Raw genomic sequence first — 20,957 nt, 5'->3', positions numbered from 1 at the left:
AGGGGGCGCCGGCTTGGCATGCCGCCGAATCAATCGAGCCCGTGCTCTTCGCGGATGCGGTACAAACCTTGAATCAACAAATCGGCCGGGTCGCGGTTAAGCAAATAATGCGCCATCAGAAAATGCAGCGGCATCGCGCAAACGTTGTTCCCCTCCGTAATCGACGGGAAGCCCGCCTCTACGACCGGACCGTGCTCCTCGTGAAGCTCGAGATCCGCATGCACCGGCTCCGGCGCGAACTCCTCGCGCACCGACTTGACGCAATGCGGGACGATGATCTTGTCGATCAGCGCCTTCGCCTCGTCCTCCGACTGCGGAGGCATCGGCAGCAGCCTGCCCTCCGGCGACTTCATCAAATCGACGAAAAACGATGACAGCCACTGCGAAGGATCCTGCTTCGTCTGGAAGCCCGCGATCATCTCGCGCAGGAAAAATCCGCTGACGTAAGGCTTGCCCTCAGGCGACTTCACCATATAAGTAAAGATCGGACCGTATGCCTCATGGTTCATCACCTGGCCTTCGACCTGCTGCTCGCCGAATTCCATTTTCAAGGCCGTCATGCCGTTGTAATGGACGGCCGCGATGAGCTCCTGCGCCTTATCGGCTTCGGTCTTGTCCGATCCGGCCGCCTGCGCGTCCGGGTTCTGCTGCTCTTCTTTAAGTTCGTTGTCGGTTGTCATCTTCTTCATCTCCTTGCCTTGCTACCATGATAGCATCCCGCGCCGAGAAGTGAAAGCGCTCTTCGTCAGAAATTCCGATAGACGTACGGATCGTCGGGCTTGTCGATCGGCTCCCATTCCTTGACCTTGAGGACCGGAATCATCTGCTTGAACGGCTGGTAATATTCGCGCGTCAGCTTGCCGGTAACGCGGACCCAATCGTCGTCCGACAGCTTCGTGCCGGCCGGCATCTGCACGAGCATGCCGAACACGCCGGAATCGGCGACGCAGTGAATGAAGCCGAAGCGGAACACGAAGTATGACGAAGCCCCGACCTCTTCTCCTTTGTAGGCGAAGCCGTCGAACGTTATCGTTTTGTCCGCGAAGTCGTCCGCGTAATTGTATAGGACTTCCATGCCTTTCAAGTAGTTCGTATCGTTCAATTCGACGGATGGCAGGTCCGCAAAGTCGGCCATGTCCTTCTGCTTGACCTTGTCGTAATTTTCCGTGCTGTAAAACACGCTCGTATCCGGCCGCAAAAACTGGTGATAGCCGGCATCCTTGCGGCGCTGATCGAGCTCGGGAAAGGAAAAGCCTTTCGCCTTGACGAAGCTTGAATCCAGCGTCGCGACGGGTAGAAAGATGCCGGTGAAGATCGGTACGGCAAGCACGAGATAGGTGAAGCCGCGCCGCCATTTGGTACGTCCGATATGCGAGTGGCCCGCATGCGCATCATGATCGTGGCCATGATCGTTGCCGTGACGATGATCGTGATGACCGTGATGATCGTGTTGATCGTGATCATGGTGACTGTGATCGTCATGGTCCGAATGCGCAACATCGCGCACGACGACGCCCGCCGCTTCCGCCATCGCCGCTTGCGCCGCAGCTTCCTCGGATTTTCGTTCCGCGCGGTACACCTTGACGAATTGATAAAGGCTGAGCAGCGCCAGCAGCACGATCGCGCTGACGGACAAATAGGCGTATCTCATGTTGATGTATTTGTCGAGATCTCCGGTCCGGTGCAGCAGCAGAAACATGAACGCCAGGCCGAAAAGAATCGCGAATCGGATCATCCGAACAACCTCCCTACGATCAAAGAGCCGGCAATCGTAAACACCGCCACGAGCGCGATCAACGAGACGACGAACCGCGTGCGGAAGGCGCTGAGCAGCATGAGCGTGTTTTTAATGTCGATCATCGGGCCGAACACCATGAAGGCGGAGAGCGATCCGACCGTAAAGCTGCTGCGGAACGACGAGGCGATGAACGCATCCGCCTCCGAGCAGACCGACATGACGAAAGCGAGCACGATCATGACGAGCGACGCCTTGAGCGGATCGCTGCCCAGCTCGAGCAGGTAAGATGTCGGAATGTACGTCTGCATCGCCGCGGCCAGAAAAGCGCCGATGACCAGATACTTGCCGACATCGAAAAATTCGTCGATGCCGTGGGATACGACCGAGGACAGCCTGGCGCCGACCGTCGGCTTGGCGGCGATCGCGATCGACGGCTCGAGCGCGGCCGCGACCGGCGCGACGAACGCGCCTGCGGTCTCCGGCGATTGGCGAAGCTGCGGGCCGCGGAAGATCAGCGCGACGGCGAGCGATACGCAGAAGGCGACCGCGATCGCGAGTCCCGCGCGAATGCCGACCATCCGCCAGTCGTTGCCGAAGGCGATAAAGGTCGCGAACAGGACGATCGGATTGATGATCGGCCCCGAGAGCATGAAGGCGACGCCGGCGTTCAGCGGCATCCCCTTCATGACGAGCCTGCGGGTGATCGGGACGATCCCGCATTCGCAGGAAGGGAACAGCAGGCCGATGCCGCAGCCGAAGCAGGTCCGCAGCAGGACATTGCGAGGCATGATTCTGGCGATCCACGCCTCCGTCACGAACGTCTGGATGACGCCGGACACCAGCACGCCGATCAGCACGAACGGGATGGCCTCCATGATCATGCTGATGAAGATCGTATTCATTTGCAAAAAAGAAGTCACTGTTTTCGATCACTTCCACTGAAAAAGAATGATGAAGCCGATCCTTTTATTATGGATATTCTGCGCAAAATAGCAACCGACTCGGTCCCCGGCGTCATCGCATCGCGCCCGGCTCTCTGGTTTTAACTTCCAGTTGCGAACGACTCGTTTCGCATATAAAATGATTAATTTATGCTTGCCTGCCGAAAGGAACGTGCCTTCTTTGAACCCCATATCCCAAAAACCGCCCGTCGCCCCCGCCATTCCGCTGCTTGTCGGCATGATCGCCATCTCGTTCGCGCCGATCCTCGTCCGCTATTCGGACGCCCCCGTATCCGTGCAGGGCATGTGGCGCATGCTGTTCACGCTTGTCCTCATGCTGCCGTTTACCGGCGGCAAGCAGTTTCGCGCGCTCCGGGCGATCAAGCTTGCCGACTGGTGGCTGCTGCTCGCGGCCGGCTTCTTTCTTGCCTTGCACTTTTTGCTCTGGATGGCCTCCCTCAGCTACACGTCGATCGCCAGCTCGACGCTGATTCTGTCGCTCGAGCCCGTATTCGTCATGATCGGCGCCTACTTCCTGTTCAGGGACCGCCTCTCGCGCAAAGCGCTCGCAGGGCTTGCCGCCGCGTTGATCGGCATCGCGATCGTCGGGGCCGGCGATTCGGGCCTTTCCAAAGACGCGCTTACGGGAGACCTGCTGTCCTTGCTCGGCACGGTCGCCGTCGCGGTCAACATGCTGCTCGCCAAACGAATATTGGAGCGCGTGCCTTCCTTCTTATACAGCCTGGTCGTTTTCGCCGTTACGGCGCTCTGCTTCTATTTGTATAATGTCGGGACGGGCGCGGACATGACCGGATACCCCCGGCGCGAATGGCTCGTCTTCGCGGGACTCGCGATCGTGCCTACCGTCTTCGGCCACTTGATCTTCAACTGGCTCCTTCGCTACGTCAAGCCGGCGACGATCTCCATGAGCGTGCTGGCGGAGCCGGTCGGGGCGAGCATTTTGGGCTTTTTCCTGTTCGGGGAAGCGCTCGGCGTCTGGCAGCTGACCGGCGGCGCGTTCGTCATCGCGGGCCTGACGCTTTATATGCGCTCCGAGGCGGAGGCGTACGATCGTCCGGCAGAGCATGCCGCCTAAGCGGACGCAAAAAAAAGGGCCGCCTGCAACCTGCAAGGCGGCCCTCGTTTATTTGGCAAATCGTTCGCGGACGCAATCGGTCATCCACTGGTTCACTTCCCAAAGGTCGGCGACCGGCGCGTTCGTAAACGGCAGCGTGTGCATATAGCCCGGGGGTCCGAATTCGGCCGTAAACGTAGCTTGCGCCGCACCGCTTTTACGCCTCGCTTCCAGTATCCTTTCCCACCAGCCGAGATAGATCGCAAGCTCCGTTCGATATTCCGGAGCCGCCGGATGCGGCACCTGCGGCCCTTCCGGATAGCCGATCCGTCCGTGAATATGGACGGCGCGTTCGATCGCCAGCGCCAGATGCTCTTCTTGATCTTCGAGATGCGATTCGCACACGTTCATCCAATGGCTGAAATCGGCCGTAATGCGCAGCTCCGGAAACTTGCGAAGCAGCCTGGCCGTCGTCCACGGCGTGAACATCGCTCTTTGCCGATGGGTCTCGTGCGCGATCGGAACGCCAATACGCGACTCCGTCTCCAGCGCGGCCTCGAAGAAACGATCCTGCTCCGCTTCCGTCATGCTGTCGCGCGCGCTGTGCGAGACGATCAGCGCGGGCTTGAAGCCGGCGGCGTACGCCGCTTGCTCCGAGAAGCTGGCGGCGTGATCCCCGCTCGTAAAGATTTGCGCAATGTAGCCGAGCCCGCGCGCCTCGAGCAAAGCGCTAAACGCCTCGGCCAGCCCAGGTTCCGGCGCCGGCGCTTCGATACCGTCATATCCCGCTTCGGCCGCGCGAGTCGTCTGTTCGGCCAAACGGCCTTCCATTCCCCACAGCGTTTTGTAAAATAGAAGCCGCATCCCGATTCATCCTCTCTTGATCGATCGCTATTCGTCCTTGCTTTCCGCGACCGGCATCATCATGCCGTTCGGCATCCCCATCATGCGCACGTCGCCGCCTTCCTCTCCCTTTTCCGCCAAATATACCTCCGTTCCGAACGATGGCGAGGCATACGGCAGATGCGTGGCGCCGCGCGCGAGTATCTGCTTGGCGTTGCCCGAGTCTCCTTCAAACCCGTCATGATCCCACGGCACCCACGATCTCGCATTGCAGTAATGGCACACGTAGGATCGGCGGAACCGATCCGCCGTCTTGTTCGGATACGAGCGATGGAGCAGATGGGAATCGAAAAACAGGACGTCTCCCGGCTCGAGCACGACCGGTATCGGCGACGGATACCGGGCGACTACGCGAGATAATGTGTTCACTTCGTCGTTCAGATGGCTGACGTTGCGTACCGCGTGCAAATCCTGAAAGGCATCGACCGCGTGAACGTTTCCGCCGCCTACCTCTTCCGGCGGATAAACGGGTTCATGATTCGAGCCGGGAACGACCCACAGACAGCCGTTTTCCTCGTCCGCCCGCTCGAGCGCGATCCACGCGCCGATCAGCGTGTCCGGGTGGGTCTTGATGTAGCACGCGTCCTGGTGCCAGCCTTGTCCGCCTTTGCCGGGCGGATTCAGGAACATCATCGATTGCAGCGCGTAAACGTCGGGGCCGACCAGCGCTTCGACGACGTCCAAAACGCGAGCGTTCAGCATGCCCCGCTCGGCGGCGGCATCGATCCGGGAGAGCATATGCACGCGCGTCGCTTGCGCAAACTCTTCTTTCAACGGATCCCGGCTGTTTTCCTGCACGGCGGCCTGCTGCTTTTTCTGCAACCGCGTCCGCTCGGCTAACTCGTACAATTCTCCGATGACTTCATTGGAGAGCAACCCTCGGACGATAAGAAAGCCTTCGCGATGATAATGCTTGTATTCCTCGACGGTTACAAGATGACGATCATGGGCTCTCGATTTTGGCGTATAGAAGACAGGCATGCCGGACACGCTCCCTTTACTGGTCGGAATAGTACCAATGTAAAGGTTCTCATCGAAGATCTCCATGCATCGGATTAGCATTTTTGTATCTGTCATTGACATTCTTTTGCTACTCGAATCAAACATTGTATCTCTCGTTGATTCGATGCGCAAACCTCATTATGATAGGCATTGAGGTGATCGTCATGACGTCCGGAATGCCCGATTTTTCGTTCGACCGGTTGACCCATGCCGTTGCCGGTTCAATCGTTTATCCGCCCGGCAGCAGGTTCGGACCGCGCGTTCAGCAGGACATCCAGCTCGTCATGCTGTATTCCGGAGAGATGACCGTGACCTTGCCGGACCGCCAGCTGCGCGTAAAGCCCGGGCACGTCATCCTGCTGAAGCCTGGCTTCGAGGAGACGTTCTTCTTTTCGAAAAGCGAAGACACCTGGCATCGCTGGATCGCCGTTCATTTCGAGGACTTGCCTGCAGCGGCCGTCGAAGCGCTGGACGGCCTGCCCGAATGCCTGCCGCTATCGGAAGAGATGAACCTCCTTACCGATCTCATGATCCGCTTGAATCGCCAAGGCTCAGAGACGGATGCGGACGTGCGGAGCCTCGGCCTCGCCGCGATGCATCTTTATCCGCGCGAATCCGCGAAGGCGATGCTGCAGCGCGAAAAGCACCCTGCCGTCTACGCGGCGCTCGCGATGATCCACGATCATTATGCCGAGGAAATGTCTCTAAACCAGCTCGCGAGCGCCGCCGGATCGTCGCCCGAGCATCTCGTCCGCTTGTTCAAGAAGCACGAGCGAGCGTCCCCGATTCAATATTTATGGCAATATCGCGTAAACCGCGCCGTTGAATTGCTGACCTATACGGGCCTGACCGTGTCGGAGATCTCGCTAAGGTGCGGCTTTAAAACCTCGCACCATTTGGCCCGCTTGGTCAAGGAAACGACGGGACGCACCGCTACCGATATTCGCCGAACCTCCTGGAACGGTTCCCGCGACGACAACCGAACTTAGTGTCCCGCCATCATGGCGGGATCCGGTTTGTCCCCGCCTGCAGCGCCTTCTTCCTGCTGCTTCGGCTTGCGGAGCAGCAGCGTCAGCGCAACGCCGCCGGTCACGATGCACGCGGACAAGAAAAACGTGTCGCCGTAACCCGCGACGACGGCGCCGAGCGGATTCGCGTCCGCTCCCGCGCCGGCGGCATGCGATGCGATCTGCGACGTCAAATATCCCGTCAATCCGGCGACCGCGAACGAGACGACGACTTGCTGGGCAGCCGTCGTCAGCGGCGTGACGCGGCTCACGAGGCGCCGAGGCGCGGAATTCAACACATGCGTATTGAGCGGCATCATGGAGAAGCCCATGCCGAGCCCGATGAAGCAGATGCACAGGATGATCTTCCACAACGGCGTATCCACCGTTATGCCGGACAATACGAACAACGACACGGAAATGACGGTCAATCCGGCAAATGCGAGCGGACGCGCGCCGATCTTGTCGAACAGCCGTCCGCTGATCGGCATGCCGAGACCCGCGCACAGCGCCTGCGGCATCAGGATCCAGCCCGTCTCAAGCGCGGAATAGTGCATGACGAGTTGCAAATACAACGGCACGATGAGCATCGCGCCGAACAGCGCGAGCTGAACGATCCATGTCAAAATGATGCTGCGCGTGAAGTCGGACGATTTGAACACTTTCAGCTCCAACAGCGGCTGCTTCTGCCTCAGCTCCACGAAAATAAAAGCGATGAGCGCGATGCCGCCGACCGTCAGCCCCGTAATCGTAGAAGTCTGCGACCAGCTGGTGCCGCCTTCGCTGACGCCGTACGCCAGCATGGAAAAGGCGATCGGGGCGAGGCACATGCCTACGACGTCCAAATGGGGCGCCGCATGGCGGTCGGACCGCGGCAAGTATTTAGATGCGAGTATCAAGGCGATAATGCCGATCGGCAGGTTGATGATAAAGATCCAGTGCCAGCTGACCGAATCGACCAGCCAGCCGGACAGCACCGGACCGAACGCCGGCGCCATCAGCATCGGAATGCCAAGGACGCCCATAATGGAACCGCGGCGCTCCGGCGGCGCGATCTTGAACACCATGGCCATTCCGATCGGGGCGACCATGCCGCCGCCCAAGCCTTGAACGATGCGGAAAGCGATGAGCTGCTCCGGCGTTTGCGCGATGCCGCAAAGCAGCGAGCCGACGGTAAAGAGGGATATCGTAATCATGAAAATCTGCTTGGAGCCGAATTTATCGGTCATCCAGCCTGCCAGCGGGATAACGGCGGACAAGGCAAGCGTATAACCGGTTACGGTCCATTGAATCGTCTTCAAGTCGGTATGAAAATAGTCGACGAGCTTCGGTATCGCATTATTTACGACGGTACTGTCCAAAATAACCATGATCATGCCGACGATGATCGCCATCAGAGGCGGCAGAATGGCTTTTAGCGAAAAGGGTACCTCGCCGGATGCGATCGGTTTTCGGGGCGATGAAGCTGACATAAGTCCCTGCTTTCTGCTCATAGAGCGGGGTATGGTGTAATATGGGGCCAAAATCAGCTGCTTGACAAATCAAAGTTCCAATTATACAATTAAAGTAGGAATAGAATTGGAAGCTCTCATATTTTGATTTGCCCAGTAGCGCTAATGATTGTATCATAGCGTTATTTTTCGTTCAATGGATTTTTTGATGTTTGTTGATATCCAGTTGCATTTAGGTGACCCTCGCACGATTCAGGGTCATCTTTTTTTATGCCCTCCCGCTTCCTAAGCCCGAAAAATGACCTTCGATTCCCCAATATGACGGATACGGGCTTCCCCTCTCCGATATGATTTGTTAAGATGAATTAGAAATGAGTAATCACTCACTCATATGGAGATGATGAGATGGCAGACCGGCCCAATGAAGAACGCCGCGACAGTATGTCTACCGTACTCGAACCGCAAGATGCGATCAAGCTCGAAGGCGTCTCCCGCAGCTTCGGCGATCGAACGATTTTAAAGGAGATCTCGCTGCGAATCCGCCGCGGAGAGCTGTTCGGCCTGCTCGGTCCTTCCGGCTCCGGCAAGACGACGCTGATCAAGCTCATGACCGGCATCGACGCTGCGGACGGCGGTCGGATCACGGTGCTGGACTACCGGGTCCCCTCTCTGCCGCTGCTCGGCAAGATCGGCTACATGGCGCAGTCCGACGCCTTGTACGGCGAGCTCACCGCGAAGGAAAACCTGATGTTTTTCGGCGCGATGTTCGAGCTGCGCGGCGCCCGCCTCGCGGAGCGGATCGCCGACGCCCTGGCGACCGTCGGCCTCTCGCAGGACGCCGGCAAGCTCGTCTCGCGATTTTCCGGCGGCATGAAGCGCCGGCTGTCGCTGGCCGTCGCGCTGCTCCACGAGCCCGAGCTGCTCATTCTCGACGAGCCGACCGTCGGCATCGATCCGGCGCTGCGCGTGTCCATCTGGGCTTCTCTGCTCGCGCTGCGCGAGCGAGGCACGACGATCCTGCTGACGACGCACGTCATGGACGAAGCCGAGCGCTGCGACCGTATCGGACTGATCCGGGACGGCTCGCTGACCGCCGTCGGCAGCCCGGCCGACCTCAAGGCGAACACCGGCGCGGGGACCATCGAAGAAGCCTTTATCCGTTTGGGAGGTGAGCGCCCGTGAGAGTTCGCGCTTTGTCCGTGCGCATCTTCAGGCAATTCATGCGCGATAAACGTACGCTGGCGCTCCTGTTCGTCGCGCCGCTCTTCATTCTGACGCTGGTTTACTGCATCTTCGGCGGTACCGGCAGCGTACCTAAGATCGGAACGGCCGGCCTGCCCGATACGATCTCCGGCGCCTTGCGCGCGTCGTCCGCCGACATCGTCTCCTACGATTCCGAAGCCGCCGCGCGCGCCGAATTGACGGACCGCAAGCTTGACGCCCTCTTGACGGTGTCGGACGGCAAACCGACGCTGCTGCTCGAGGGCAGCGATCCGTCGCGCAGCCGCGCCGTAATGCTCGCCGTATCGGCCATGCAGCGAACGACTGCCGCCGACGTTTTTAAACCCCAGATCGAATATCTCCACGGCAAGCCCGGGATGTCCTCCTTCGACGCCTTCGGACCGGTCATGATCGGCTTTTTCTCCTTTTTTTTCGTCTTCCTGCTCGCGGGCGTCGCTTTTCTTCGCGAGCGCACGACGGGCACGATGGAACGGCTCATGGCGACGCCGATCCGCCGGCACGAGGTCGTGCTCGGTTACTTGGGCGGCTTCGGCTTGTTCGCGATTATGCAGTCTGCGCTCGTCGCTTGCTTCGCAATCTATGCGCTCGGCATGTACATGACCGGCTCGATCTGGCTCATCCTGCTCGTCAACCTGTTGCTGACGCTCACGGCCCTTACGCTGGGCACGCTGCTCTCCGCGTTCGCCGGCTCCGAATTTCAAATCATCCAGTTCGTGCCGATCGTGATCGTGCCGCAGGCTTTCTTTTCCGGGCTTTTCCCGCTGGACGGCATGTCGCCTTGGCTGCACAAGCTGACGTACGCGATGCCGCTCTACTATGGCGGGGATGCGCTTCGGGACATTATGATCAGAGGCGAAGGCTTCGGCGGAATCGCGGTCGACGTCGGCGTTCTTCTCGGCTTCTCCCTGCTGTTCGCGGCGCTGAATGTCGTCGCGCTCAAGAAGCAGCGGGCCATTTAGCGCGACGGCTAGCCGTGTGGTACGATATGGAGGACAGGGCGCTGCCTGGCGCGGCGCTCCCCGGCTTCAAGACGAATGAAGGAGCGACAGCTTGATGGACGCGAAAGGCGGCTCGAAGGAGCCATGGATGGAAGAGCTGCTGCGCGAGGGCTCGCTCGGCGATGACCGGCCGGTGAAGACGGAGAAGCAGGCGCGCATCTTGGCAGCCGCGATCGAGGTGTTCGCCGCGAAGGGGTACGCCGGGTCCTCCACGAGCGAGATCGCGCAGCTTGCGGGCGTCGCGGAAGGGACGATTTTCAGGCATTACAGGACCAAAAAGGATTTGCTCGTGTCCATCGTCACCCCGGCCATGATGCGGATGATCGCGCCGTTCGTCATCCGCGGATTCGGCGACGTGCTTGATGCCGAACACGACAGCTTCGAGCAGTTCGTCCGCCGCATGATCGACAACCGCATCGAGTTCGTGAGCCGCAACAAGCGTCTGTTCCGCATCGTCGTTCAGGAGCTTCCCTTCCACCCCGAGATGCGCGAACGGTTCAAATCGATCATCCTGACGCAGGTGCTCGCGCGCGTGACGGTCGTGATCGAGAAGTTCCAGCGGGCGGGCAAGATCGCCCCCTTGCCGGCGCATACGGTCGCGCGCCTGACGGCTTCGACGCTGATCGGCTACGTGCTGCCCCGGATGCTCATGACCGGCGAGCCCGGATGGGACGACGAGGCGGAGCGCGAAGCGACCGTCTCCTTTTTGGTCAAGGGCCTGTCTCCGTAGTTTAGGCTTCGGCCGGCGCGGGTATCTTTTACGATTGCGGACCTATCCAATTTTGACGGAAAGAAGGGAATCAGCTTGATCGTCACTTTTCTCGGACATGCCTGCGTGAAGCTCGAGCACGACGGCCGCTCGCTTATCATCGACCCGTACCTCACCGGCAACCCGCTCGCGGCCGCCTCGGCGGACGATATTCAGGTGGATCACATCCTGCTCACCCACGGCCACGGCGACCATGTCGGCGACACGGTATCCATCGCGAAGCGCACGGGCGCCCAGGTCGTAGGTACGCCGGAGCTGGCAGCCTTCCTGGGCTGGCAGGGCGTCGCGAACACGGTCGGCATGAACATCGGAGGCACCTACGATCTCGGATACGCCAAGGTGAAGATGGTGCAGGCGTTCCACAGCTCCGGCTATACGCTAAGCGACGAGCAGCGCATCGTCTACCTGGGAATGCCGACGGGCCTGATCGTCACCTGGGGTGGACATACCCTTTTGCATGCGGGGGATACCGGACTGTTCGGCGATATGAAAATGATCGGCGATCGCCACGAGATCGATCTGGCGTTCATCCCGATCGGCGATCACTTCACGATGGGTCCGGAGGACGCGCTGACCGCGGCCGAATGGCTGAAGCCCAAGCAGGTCGTCCCCGTCCACTACGACACCTTCCCGCCGCTTCGGCAGGACGCGGCCGCCTATGCGCGCGCGCTTGAACAAAAAGGCATTAAAGGCACCGTGCTCAAGCCGGGAGATCGTCTGGAGCTGTAAACGCGCCGCGCATATGAAAAGAGACCCGTCCGCCAGGCGCATCGCGCCGGGGGTACGGGTCTCTTTTCTTCGTTTGCGGAACATACGTTCAGGCATAAAACAAATAGTAGACGGCCACGCCGATGCCGATGCCCCAGATCGCGCCGGCGAACACCTCGATCGGCCGGTGGCCGAGCAGCTCCTTCAGTTCTTTGACCGGATGCAGTTCGCCGTGCAGATCGGGCATTTTGCGCAAAAACCGGTTTAGCACGGATGCCTGCAATCCCGCATGCCGTCTGACGCCGGCGGCGTCGAACATGATGATCATCCCGACGACGGCCGCGACGGCGAACGTGGGCGAATCGAGCCCGTCCTCGATGCCGAGCGCGGTCGCGAGTCCTGCCATGGCGGCGGAGTGCGAGCTCGGCATGCCGCCGGTGCTGAAAGCCATGCCGCCCTGCCACGAACGCCTGCCGACGAACTGGATCGGCACCTTGACGGCCTGCGCGGACAGAATGGAGACGATCGCGGCGATGAGCGGAAAATTGGCGAGTATGGACATAACGGCGGTCTCCCTTCTCTCGAGTGAGCGCTACCCGATCCTGCGGAGGCAGCCAATAGAGCTATTATAGCTTATTACACCCGAGAGGGGTCATTCGATTCGCCGCCTCTCAGCGGGATTTCGACTTTACCTTTTTCACGAGCGCAGGCAAATGCTTCATCGTGCGGAGCATATCTCCCTTGCACATCGGGCATTTCTGTTCCTCTGTCGCGAATTCCTCGCGAACCCATGCTTTGCAGTCGGGACTTTTGCATTTCCAGATCTTCGTCAAAAACAGCTTGCCGCCTTCATCTTGCGATGTCAATCTCGGGTGCCTTCCTTTCAAAACCGGTTTAAAGTCAACTGACCTAATATAGGCCGTTCCGCCGCTAGAGTCAAGTTCCCGTCGCCGACGCCTCGCCCGACAGCCCAGGGGCGGCTCCGGTGCCGAATTGGCTCTCGAACATGCGGTAGTAAGCGCCGCGGCTTACCAGCAGCTCCTCGTGCGTCCCGCGTTCGGCGATGCCGCCGTCCGCGACGACGAGGATCTGGTCGGCTCCCCGGATCGTGTTGAGGCGGTGGGCGATCACGAAGCTGGTACGTCCCCGCATGACCGTCAGCAGCGCCTTCTGGATCTGAAGTTCGGTCCGGGTGTCCACGCTGCTGGTCGCTTCGTCCAGAATCAGGATCGACGGACGAGCCAGCATCACGCGGGCGATCGCGAGCAGCTGCTTCTGCCCTTGGCTCAGGCTGCCGCCGTTCTCGGCAAGCGGCGTGTCGTAGCGCTTGGGCAAGCGCCTGACGAAGGCGTCCGCGCCGACGAGCCGCGCCGCTTCGATCATCTCCTCGTCGCTCGCGCCGGGATTGCCGTATTTAATGTTGTCGCGGATCGTCCCGGAAAAAAGGTACGTATCCTGCAGCACGACGCCGAAGGCGCTGCGCAGGCTGCTCCGCGTATAGTCGCGGATATCGCGTCCGCCGATGCGAATCTCGCCTCCGGTGACGTCGTAAAATCGGTTCAGCAGCTGTACGATCGTCGTCTTGCCGGCGCCGGTCGGGCCGACGAGCGCGATGCATTTGCCCGCCTCCGCCTCGAAGCTCACGCCGCTTAGAATCGGACGCGCCGGATCGTAGCCGAACGACACGTCGTCGAAGACGACGTTCAGCGCCCCGGGCTTGAGCTCCGCCGCGCCCGGACGGTCGCGGGTCTCGTCCGCCTCGTCCAGCACCTCGAAGACGCGTTCGGCGCCGGCAACGCCGGATTGAAGCACGTTGTATACGTTCGCGATGTCGTTCAGCGGTCTTGCGAACTGCCGCGAATAGCTTAAGAAGCTGGCGATGACGCCGACCGATATGTGGCCTTTGACGGCCAGCACGCTCCCGACGACGGCCACCGTCGCGAATCCGATGTTGTTGATCACGCTGAGCAGCGGCATGAGCAGCCCCGACCAGATCTGCGCCCGGATGCCGATCTCGCTCAAGTTGCGGTTGACCTCGTCGAACTCGGCGACCGAACGGCGCTCCCTGCCGAACGCTTTGACGAGAGACAGGCCGGTGACGCTCTCCTCGATCTGCCCGTTCAGCCTGCCGAGGTAGGCCTGCTGTTCCTTGAACAGCTTGCCCGTCCTACGGGTAACGATGCGCGCCAGCAGGTAGACGAGCGGCACGGTCACGAGACCGGCCAGCGTGAGCAGCGGGCTGAGGACGAGCATCATGACCAGCGAGCCGACGATCGCCACGCCGCCCGACATCAGCTGCACGACCGTCTGCGAAAGGCTCGTGCTCACGTTGTCGATGTCGTTGGACAGCCGGCTCATGATCTCTCCGTGCCTGCGCGTGTCGAAGTAAGACAGCGGCAAACCGTGCAGCTTGGCGAACAGGCCGCTCCGCAGCTTGCTCACGGCGCGTTGGGATACGCCGGACATGAGCCAGCTTTGAACGAACGTGAAAGAAGCGTCCATCGCGTAAGCCGCGGCCATTAACGCGATCAGCGCTTGAAGCGCGCCGAAGTCGACGCTTCCCTGTCCGTGCATCGCGTCGATGGCGCGGCCGATCAAGTACGGGCCGATGAGCGCGGCTCCTGCGCTCGCGAGCGTGAAAAGGAAGACGACCGCGAGAAGCCTTCGCTCGGTCCGAAGATAAGACAGCAGGCGGCGGACGGTCGCGCCGAACGCCTTCGGCTTCTGCACGGGCCCTCTCCCCCGCGGTCCCGCCCCCGAAGCGCCCGGGCTTCCGGGTCCGCCGGGTCCGCGAACCGGTACGGCTGGCGCCGGAGTCCGTGCTTTTGATCCGTTAGATGCCTGAGGCATGCGGAATCGCCTCCTCTCCGAATTGCGAGCGGCAAATATCCCGATACACGCCGCAACCGTGCAGCAGCTCTTCATGGGTGCCGAGTCCGACCAGCTCTCCGTCGTCGAGCACGGCGATCCGGTCGGCATCGATGAAGGAAGAGATGCGCTGCGCGCTCAGCAGGCAGGTCGGCTTCGACCCGTTCGCTCGGAGCGCCGCCTTGACCTTGCTCTCCGTGACGGCGTCGAGCGCGCTCGTGCAGTCGTCGAGAATCAGGATCTGCGGGCGCCGGATCAAGGCGCGCGCGATGGACAGCCGCTGCTTCTGGCCGCCGGACAAATTGACGCCGCCCTGGCCGAGGATCGCCTCGTAGCCGTCCGGAAGCGCCATGATGAAGTCGTGGGCGCTGGCGGACTTGGCCGCCGCCTCCAGCTCCGACTGCGTCGCCGACTCGTCGCCCCAACGCAAATTGTCGGCGATCGTGCCCGTGAACAGCACGGTGCGCTGCGGCACGATCGCCACCTTTTCGCGGAGGTCCGATACGTCCAGCAGCCGGTGATCGACGCCGCCGATGCGCACGATGCCTTCCGTCTGGTCGTATAGGCGCGACACCAGATTCACGAGCGTGCTCTTGCCGGCGCCGGTCGATCCGACGATGGCGAGCGTCTCTCCGGGCTTGCATTCGAGCGTCACGCCGCGCAGCGCGCGCTCCCCGTCCGTACCCTCGTAAGAGAATCCGACGTTCTCGAATGAGACGCTTGCCGCAGCTGCGGAAGCTTCGGATGCAGATGGCGTCCGAAGTCGGGTCGCTGCAGCGCCTACAGTCTCTCGGGGCTCCCGATCCTCGGGCTTGGAAGCGGATTCCCCTTCCGGCAGCGCGAGCACCTCCGAGATTCGTCCCGACGAAGCCCGCGCGCGGATGAACATGTTGAATACCCATGAGATCGTCATCAGCGAGAATAAAATCTGCGTCATATAGTTGACGAAGGCGATGATGTTACCGACCTGCATGCCGCCTTCGTCCACCCGGATGCCGCCAAGCCAGACGATGGCGACGACGCCCAGGTTGACGACGAGCGCGATCGCCGGACCGAAGCCGGACATCGCGCGGAGCGTCGTCGTCGAACGCGCCTGGTATTCGCCGTTGATCGCTTCGAATTTGTCCGCTTCGTAGCCGAAGCGGTTGAACGCCTTGACCGACCGCACGCCCGACAAATATTCGCGCATCGCGCCGTTCAACCGGTCGAGCGCCGCTTGGACCTTGAGGAACAGCGGGAATCCGACGCGCATGTTCAAAACGATAAGCAAAATAACGATCGGCACGACGACGACGAGCACGAGCGACAGCTGCGGATTAAGCCGAACGGCCATGAAAAGTCCCCCGACGCAAAGGAGCGGCGCCTTGGCGAATATCCGCATCATGCCGTTGGCGAAGTTTTGAACCTGGGTAACGTCGTTCGTGAGCCTGGTCACGAGCGACGCCCGGTCGAAGCGGTCCGCGTCGCGGAGGGACAAATACTGGACGCGGCGGAACAGATCGCCGCGCAGATCCGCCCCGAACCGCTGGGATACCCGGCTCGAGACGACGTTGCGACCGAGCGCGGAGAGCGCGCCTGCGGCGGTAATCGCCAGCATCCAGACGCCGTACTGCGCCACGACGTTCAACTCTCCCGTCAGCACGCCCCGGTCGATCATATGGGACATCAATGTCGGCAGCAGCAGGTCGCAGACGCCTTCAAGCGCGACGAGCGCGAGCGACAGCGTAAAAAGCAGGCCGTATTTCGACAGGTATTTGCGCAAATAATGCAACTCGCTGGCCTCCCCGCCCGTCTACTTGCCCGCCGAGCGCCAAATCAAGAGCTTCGGCTCGGTGAGCTCCTCGATCGCATAGCGAACGCCCTCGCGCCCCAATCCGCTCTGCTTGACGCCGCCGTACGGCATATGGTCGAGCCGGAAGGTCGGGATGTCGTTCACGAGCACCGTGCCGGCGACGAGGTCCTCCATCGCCTGCATCGCCGCATCGATCCGGTTCGTATAGATGCCGACCTGCAGCCCGTAATCCGAATCGTTCGCGCGGCTCACGGCCTCCGCGATCGAACGGACCTTGTTCACCAGCACGACGGGGGCGAACGCTTCGCGCCGAGACAGCACGGCATCGTCGGGCACGTCGGCAAGCACCGCCGGCGGCAGCAAGCCGCCCCTCGGCGCGCCGCCGGCCAGCAGCATGGCGCCGCGGCTTACGGCGTCGTCGATCCAGTCGGCGGCGCGCTTCGCCTCCCGGGGCGCGATCATCGCCGATAGATCCGTCCTCGGATCGAGCGGGTCGCCGACGACGAGCTTCGAGGCCGCATCCGCGATACGCGCGGCCAGCTCGTCGGCCACCGAGGCCATCGCGTATATCCTTTGCAAGGAGATGCATACCTGGCCTTGATAGCCGAATGCGCCTTCCGCGCAGCGGCGCGCCACGGCATCGAGATCCGCGTCGTCGTCGACGATGACGGCGCTGTTCGAGCCGAGCTCGAGCGTCACCCGCTTAAGGCCGGCTTGGGCCCGTATGGATTCGCCTACGGCAGCGCTGCCCGTAAACGACACGGCGCCTACGCGCCTGTCCGCGACGATCTGCTCGCCGACGCGCTTGCCGTCGCCCGTCACGACGTTCAGCGCCCCGCCTGGCAATCCCGCTTCATGGAGCAGCCGGGCGACAAAAAAAGCCGACAGCGGCGTCTGCGGCGCGGGCTTCAGCACGACCGCATTGCCCGCGGCAAGCGCGGGGCCGACCTTGTGGGCGACCAGGTTCATCGGAAAATTAAACGGCGTAATCGCGCCGACGACGCCGATCGGTTCGCGTCGCGTATAAGCGATGCGTCCTTCGCCCCCCGGCGCCGCGTCCATCGGGACGGTCTCGCCATGGAGCCGTTTGGCCTCCTCGGCAGCGAACTTATAGGTCGCGGCCGTGCGGTCGATCTCCGCGTAAGCGGCCTTTAGCGGCTTCGCCGCCTCCCGGGCGACGATGCGCGCCGCTTCTTCCCTGCGCTCGGTCAACAGGTCAGACAGCCTCTCCAAGATCGCCGACCGGCGGTGCGCCGGCATCGCGCGCATCGTCTTCGCGGCATCCGCCGCGGACGCGATCGCCAGATCCACGTCCGCCGGCGCCGCGTCGGCGATCTCCGCCAGCTCTTCTCCATCGTAAGGAGCCGTTAATTTGACGTACGACTTCGTCTCGCGCTCGGCGCCGCCGATCCACAGGTGCTTGCGCACGCTCATCTTGCATCGCTCCTTCATAAAAAGCATGTTAAACAACCATACTTCCAAGAATAGCACTTGCCGCGATGCGGTTCAAAAGCAAAAAGCGGATGATCGAAGCGAAGCCATCTTCATCTGATCTTCATGCTTCGGCGATGGCGTTTGTGGTATGATCACTTCAGAACTTAGATTAAGTCTAAATATAATATATGGAGGGATTCCGAATGTCCGCAACCCAACAAGCCGAAAAGCTGAGCGTCGTCCTGAACCGGCAAGTCGCCAACTGGACCGTGCTGTACACGAAGCTCCATCATTTCCATTGGTACGTGAAAGGCAGCGAATTTTTTACCCTTCACGCGAAGTTCGAGGAATTGTATACCGAAGCGGCTGAGCGCATGGACGCGATCGCCGAGCGCCTCCTCGCCATCGGCGGCAGCCCCGTCTCGACGTTGAAGGAAAGCCTTTCGCTCGCAACGGTCGACGAGGCTGCTGGCGGCGAATCCGCCGCCCAGATGGTCGGCGCGGTCATTGCGGACTATGCCAAGCTGGCAGACGAGCTCGCCGCCGGCATCGAATCGGCGCAAGCGGCCGGCGACGAAGCGACGGCCGACCTGTTCATCGGCCAGACGGCCGACCTGCAGAAAACGATCTGGATGCTGAATGCGTTTCTGGGCAAATAAACATTCAAAAGGCCGCTCCCACGAAGGGAGCGGCCTTTTTTGAATTTGTAGCGAAATTCGTTTCCTATGCTCATACGTTAACCGCTAGGCAATTAACGCTTCGTCCCAAGCAGGTCCGCAATCAATTTCGCGTATGCCTGCGAGCCGGTTTTCCCCAAATGTACGCCGTCCTTGCCGAAATATTCGTCGTGGCCCGCGCTCTCGCCGTACCAGTCGCCGATCGAGACGTTCGGATAATCGGAGACGATCTCGTCCAGCATGTCGTTTACGGTATCCTGCCATTTGCGGGGGACGCGCGTATTCATCAAAATGATTTCGTCCGCATCGCCAAGCGCGTCGAGCATCTTCGTCAGCTGTTTTTTCGTAAAGGAGCCGTTCGTACCCAGCTCTACGACGACACGGCTGCCGAGCTGCCCCTTGCTCTCGAGGGCATCGATCTCGTCCGGCGCCTCCCGCATCTGTCGGCCGACCTCGCCGTCGACGACGATGCCAGGCAGCTGCGCCTCCAGATACGGCTTCACGTTCAGCATGACCGAGTCGCCGATGACGGTAATGCCTTTTCCGCTGCGCGGCGCCTCAGCGCCGCCGCTTCCCTCTCCGGCCCCTGCGCCTTGCTGCGGCGCCGGAGATCCGGACGGCTTCGGCGTCGGCGAAGGCGAGCGCACGGGCTTCGCAGGCGGCTTCGCCGATGCCGACGTCGTCGGCTTAGGCGTCGGCTTTGCCGTCGGTTCGGACGTGCCGACGTGATCATTCGCGGGGCGCACGTCCGCGCCCCCATCTCCCCCGGCGCCGACCGCAGTCCCGGCGCCGCCCGAATGATCGCCGGCGCCGATGCCGGCGTCGACGATAACGCCCGCGGCCCCGTCCGACGGGGCGGCTGCGCTGCCTTGTCCTAGCGGCTGCGCGCCGCCCGTGCAAGACACGCAAAGCAGGATCAGCGCCGCGACGGACAGGCACGCGGCCCTGCGGTTCGGCGCGGACGAACGTCCAGGACGCAAGCCGCTCGCGAAGCTCGCCGCGACAGCGAATAAGCCATCCCTGACGGCGGCGAGGCCGCGGCGGCGAATCGGATTCTCGACGTAACGGTAGGACAAGGCGGCAAGCGCGACGCTGACGGCGAGCTGAAGCGCGATGCGCAGCGGCTCGGGTCCGTCCGTGTTCACTTGCTTCCCGGACAAAGCGATGACCGGATAATGCCACAGGTAGATGCCGTAGGATCGCTTGCCGATCCAGCGCATCGGTCCGCAGCCCAGCCAGGCGCCGAGCCGGCTAGACGGATGAGCGAGCGCGGCGACGAGCGCCGCGGCGCAGAGCGACAGCAGAACCAGTCCGCCCCGGTATAGGAAAGGATCGTATTCGCTCGTGTACCGCATCATAAGCACGATGGCCGCAAGCGCGGCAACGCCTACGGAATCGAGGCCGATGCGGTAGCCCTTGGACAATCCCGCGGACAGCCTGGCGCTCGGCCACACGAGCGCGAGCGCCGCGCCGATCAGCAACCCGAACGCGCGCGTGTCGGTGCCGTAATAAATACGGCTCGGATCTGCGCCAGGTACGTAGAGCACGGCCATCAGAACGGCTGACGCGGCTGCGGCCGCGATGACGGCCAAGGCCGTCTTGCCCCGTCGTCCGAGGAGCAGGACCGCCCCCGGCAGCAGCAACGGCCAGAGCAGGTAAAACTGTTCTTCGACCGCGAGCGACCACAGATGTCCGAACGGCGAGGGCGGTCCGAAGCTTTCGAAGTAAGACACGTGATGAAAAATTAAGTACCAGTTGCTTGTATAAGTGACGGCCGACCACACGTCGCCTGCCAGCGACGGCAGCCGGTCACGGTCGAATAACAGAAGATAAAGCGATACGGCGGCCATGACGAGCAGCATGGCGGGCAGCAATCTCCGGGCGCGGCGCATCCAGAACCGCTTCAGGTCCAGCCGGCCTTCCCAATGAAGCTCGGAGGCGATCTGATCCGTAATGAGGTAACCGGACAGCACAAAGAACACGCCGACGCCCAATAGGCCTCCCGAGGCCCAGTCGAAGTCCAGATGATAGGCGATGACCGCGACGACCGCGATCGCCCGAAGCCCATCCAAACCCGGCATGTAGCGGGATGGTTCTGATTTAGTTGTATGCATGCTTAGCGGACTCCTTTGGCAGCTCTTGACACTTGCTTATAAAAACCTGAATGAACCTCGGTAAAACTTGCGATCGTACGTTAGCGCCCCGTTGACGGGGATGTTGCCTTTGCCGGCGCGAAATGCCCGGGCGATGCCTGATCATGCGGCGTTCTAGCGGTCACTTGCGTGTCAAGGACTAGCGCTGCGTTCGGTCTAACATCCGACTATGCGACTGCTCCGGCATCCCTCCCCTTGT

Annotated in this window: 19 protein-coding genes; 7 read left to right on the top strand and 12 right to left on the bottom strand. The window is 61.4% G+C overall.

Annotated elements, in window-relative coordinates:
* Positions 1 to 29 precede the first annotated feature (29 nt).
* The 3 genes from BM235_RS19315 to BM235_RS19305 form a co-directional block, all read right to left on the bottom strand.
* On the bottom strand, positions 30 to 680 hold the full coding sequence (locus tag BM235_RS19315) for a hypothetical protein (RefSeq protein WP_090115863.1): 651 nt from the start codon (positions 678 to 680) through the stop codon (positions 30 to 32).
* Between the two features lie 65 nt (positions 681 to 745).
* Positions 746 to 1,735, bottom strand: a complete 990-nt coding sequence (locus tag BM235_RS19310) for a TIGR03943 family putative permease subunit (protein WP_090115862.1) — start codon at positions 1,733 to 1,735, stop codon at positions 746 to 748.
* A complete protein-coding gene (locus BM235_RS19305) occupies positions 1,732 to 2,640 on the bottom strand; it encodes a permease (protein ID WP_090115861.1) in 909 nt (302 codons plus the stop codon). Before BM235_RS19305 ends, BM235_RS19310 begins: the two co-directional genes overlap by 4 nt.
* A 220-nt stretch (positions 2,641 to 2,860) precedes the next feature.
* On the opposite strand from BM235_RS19305, the gene BM235_RS19300 reads away from it, so the two are divergent.
* Positions 2,861 to 3,775, top strand: coding sequence for a DMT family transporter (locus BM235_RS19300; RefSeq protein ID WP_255374477.1), 915 nt, complete (start codon positions 2,861 to 2,863; stop codon positions 3,773 to 3,775).
* Positions 3,776 to 3,823: 48 nt separating this feature from the next.
* Here the strand turns inward: BM235_RS19300 and BM235_RS19295 are convergent, their stop codons facing one another.
* On the bottom strand, positions 3,824 to 4,618 hold the full coding sequence (locus tag BM235_RS19295) for a sugar phosphate isomerase/epimerase family protein (RefSeq protein ID WP_090115859.1): 795 nt from the start codon (positions 4,616 to 4,618) through the stop codon (positions 3,824 to 3,826).
* Between the two features lie 27 nt (positions 4,619 to 4,645).
* Positions 4,646 to 5,638 (bottom strand): phytanoyl-CoA dioxygenase family protein, encoded by a 993-nt coding sequence (locus BM235_RS19290; RefSeq protein ID WP_090115858.1) that lies wholly within the window; start codon positions 5,636 to 5,638, stop codon positions 4,646 to 4,648.
* Positions 5,639 to 5,823: 185 nt separating this feature from the next.
* On the opposite strand from BM235_RS19290, the gene BM235_RS19285 reads away from it, so the two are divergent.
* Complete coding sequence (locus tag BM235_RS19285) at positions 5,824 to 6,648, top strand: helix-turn-helix domain-containing protein (protein ID WP_090115857.1); 825 nt, start codon at positions 5,824 to 5,826, stop codon at positions 6,646 to 6,648.
* On the opposite strand, the gene BM235_RS19280 is transcribed toward BM235_RS19285, so the two are convergent.
* Positions 6,645 to 8,138, bottom strand: coding sequence for an MDR family MFS transporter (locus tag BM235_RS19280; RefSeq protein ID WP_090115856.1), 1,494 nt, complete (start codon positions 8,136 to 8,138; stop codon positions 6,645 to 6,647). The genes BM235_RS19285 and BM235_RS19280 overlap by 4 nt on opposite strands.
* Before the next feature lie 420 nt (positions 8,139 to 8,558).
* On the opposite strand from BM235_RS19280, the gene BM235_RS19275 reads away from it, so the two are divergent.
* The 4 genes from BM235_RS19275 to BM235_RS19260 all read left to right on the top strand — a co-directional run bounded on the left by BM235_RS19275 (position 8,559) and on the right by BM235_RS19260 (position 11,855).
* Positions 8,559 to 9,299 (top strand): ABC transporter ATP-binding protein, encoded by a 741-nt coding sequence (locus tag BM235_RS19275; protein ID WP_090116067.1) that lies wholly within the window; start codon positions 8,559 to 8,561, stop codon positions 9,297 to 9,299.
* On the top strand, positions 9,296 to 10,318 hold the full coding sequence (locus tag BM235_RS19270) for an ABC transporter permease (protein WP_090115855.1): 1,023 nt from the start codon (positions 9,296 to 9,298) through the stop codon (positions 10,316 to 10,318). The genes BM235_RS19275 and BM235_RS19270 overlap by 4 nt, the downstream gene beginning before the upstream one ends.
* A 94-nt stretch (positions 10,319 to 10,412) precedes the next feature.
* Positions 10,413 to 11,087, top strand: coding sequence for a TetR/AcrR family transcriptional regulator (locus BM235_RS19265; RefSeq protein WP_090115854.1), 675 nt, complete (start codon positions 10,413 to 10,415; stop codon positions 11,085 to 11,087).
* Positions 11,088 to 11,162: 75 nt separating this feature from the next.
* Positions 11,163 to 11,855: a metal-dependent hydrolase gene (locus BM235_RS19260; RefSeq protein ID WP_090115853.1), complete on the top strand. Its 693-nt coding sequence runs from the start codon at positions 11,163 to 11,165 to the stop codon at positions 11,853 to 11,855.
* A gap of 88 nt (positions 11,856 to 11,943) precedes the next feature.
* Here the strand turns inward: BM235_RS19260 and BM235_RS19255 are convergent, their stop codons facing one another.
* The 5 genes from BM235_RS19255 to BM235_RS19235 form a co-directional block, all read right to left on the bottom strand.
* Complete coding sequence (locus BM235_RS19255; protein ID WP_090115852.1) at positions 11,944 to 12,396, bottom strand: divergent PAP2 family protein; 453 nt, start codon at positions 12,394 to 12,396, stop codon at positions 11,944 to 11,946.
* A 109-nt stretch (positions 12,397 to 12,505) separates the two neighbouring features.
* Positions 12,506 to 12,667, bottom strand: a complete 162-nt coding sequence (locus BM235_RS19250; protein ID WP_369803532.1) for a cold-inducible protein YdjO-related protein — start codon at positions 12,665 to 12,667, stop codon at positions 12,506 to 12,508.
* A gap of 103 nt (positions 12,668 to 12,770) precedes the next feature.
* Positions 12,771 to 14,684: an ABC transporter ATP-binding protein gene (locus BM235_RS19245; RefSeq protein WP_090115850.1), complete on the bottom strand. Its 1,914-nt coding sequence runs from the start codon at positions 14,682 to 14,684 to the stop codon at positions 12,771 to 12,773.
* Entirely contained in the window at positions 14,668 to 16,473 is a 1,806-nt protein-coding gene (locus BM235_RS19240) for an ABC transporter ATP-binding protein (RefSeq protein WP_090115849.1), read from the bottom strand. Before BM235_RS19240 ends, BM235_RS19245 begins: the two co-directional genes overlap by 17 nt.
* A gap of 21 nt (positions 16,474 to 16,494) precedes the next feature.
* Positions 16,495 to 17,922, bottom strand: a complete 1,428-nt coding sequence (locus BM235_RS19235) for an aldehyde dehydrogenase family protein (RefSeq protein WP_177244258.1) — start codon at positions 17,920 to 17,922, stop codon at positions 16,495 to 16,497.
* 209 nt (positions 17,923 to 18,131) lie between these two features.
* Here BM235_RS19235 and BM235_RS19230 point away from each other — a divergent pair, with 209 nt between their 5' ends.
* Positions 18,132 to 18,587, top strand: coding sequence for a Dps family protein (locus BM235_RS19230; protein ID WP_090115847.1), 456 nt, complete (start codon positions 18,132 to 18,134; stop codon positions 18,585 to 18,587).
* A gap of 92 nt (positions 18,588 to 18,679) precedes the next feature.
* Here BM235_RS19230 and BM235_RS19225 read toward each other — a convergent pair whose 3' ends face one another.
* Positions 18,680 to 20,719 (bottom strand): acyltransferase family protein, encoded by a 2,040-nt coding sequence (locus BM235_RS19225; RefSeq protein ID WP_090115846.1) that lies wholly within the window; start codon positions 20,717 to 20,719, stop codon positions 18,680 to 18,682.
* Positions 20,720 to 20,957: the final 238 nt, after the last annotated feature.

Origin of the sequence: Cohnella sp. OV330 (genome assembly GCF_900112065.1) — a bacterium.
GTDB lineage: Bacteria > Bacillota > Bacilli > Paenibacillales > Paenibacillaceae > Cohnella.
The sequence above is the reverse complement of the archived record's forward strand: the minus strand, read 5'-3'. Positions and strand labels throughout refer to the sequence as shown.

Bases quoted from the DNA above. Each gene is read 5' to 3' on its own strand.
- BM235_RS19285 (WP_090115857.1), top strand. From the start codon at position 5,824: ATGACGTCCGGAATGCCCGATTTTTCGTTCGACCGGTTGACCCATGCC.
- BM235_RS19255 (WP_090115852.1), bottom strand. From the start codon at position 12,396: ATGTCCATACTCGCCAATTTTCCGCTCATCGCCGCGATCGTCTCCATT.
- BM235_RS19310 (WP_090115862.1), bottom strand. From the start codon at position 1,735: ATGATCCGATTCGCGATTCTTTTCGGCCTGGCGTTCATGTTTCTGCTG.
- BM235_RS19275 (WP_090116067.1), top strand. From the start codon at position 8,559: ATGTCTACCGTACTCGAACCGCAAGATGCGATCAAGCTCGAAGGCGTC.
- BM235_RS19290 (WP_090115858.1), bottom strand. From the start codon at position 5,638: ATGCCTGTCTTCTATACGCCAAAATCGAGAGCCCATGATCGTCATCTT.
- BM235_RS19230 (WP_090115847.1), top strand. From the start codon at position 18,132: ATGTCCGCAACCCAACAAGCCGAAAAGCTGAGCGTCGTCCTGAACCGG.
- BM235_RS19315 (WP_090115863.1), bottom strand. From the start codon at position 680: ATGACAACCGACAACGAACTTAAAGAAGAGCAGCAGAACCCGGACGCG.
- BM235_RS19225 (WP_090115846.1), bottom strand. From the start codon at position 20,719: ATGCATACAACTAAATCAGAACCATCCCGCTACATGCCGGGTTTGGAT.
- BM235_RS19305 (WP_090115861.1), bottom strand. From the start codon at position 2,640: ATGAATACGATCTTCATCAGCATGATCATGGAGGCCATCCCGTTCGTG.
- BM235_RS19295 (WP_090115859.1), bottom strand. From the start codon at position 4,618: ATGCGGCTTCTATTTTACAAAACGCTGTGGGGAATGGAAGGCCGTTTG.
- BM235_RS19280 (WP_090115856.1), bottom strand. From the start codon at position 8,138: ATGTCAGCTTCATCGCCCCGAAAACCGATCGCATCCGGCGAGGTACCC.
- BM235_RS19245 (WP_090115850.1), bottom strand. From the start codon at position 14,684: ATGCCTCAGGCATCTAACGGATCAAAAGCACGGACTCCGGCGCCAGCC.
- BM235_RS19265 (WP_090115854.1), top strand. From the start codon at position 10,413: ATGGACGCGAAAGGCGGCTCGAAGGAGCCATGGATGGAAGAGCTGCTG.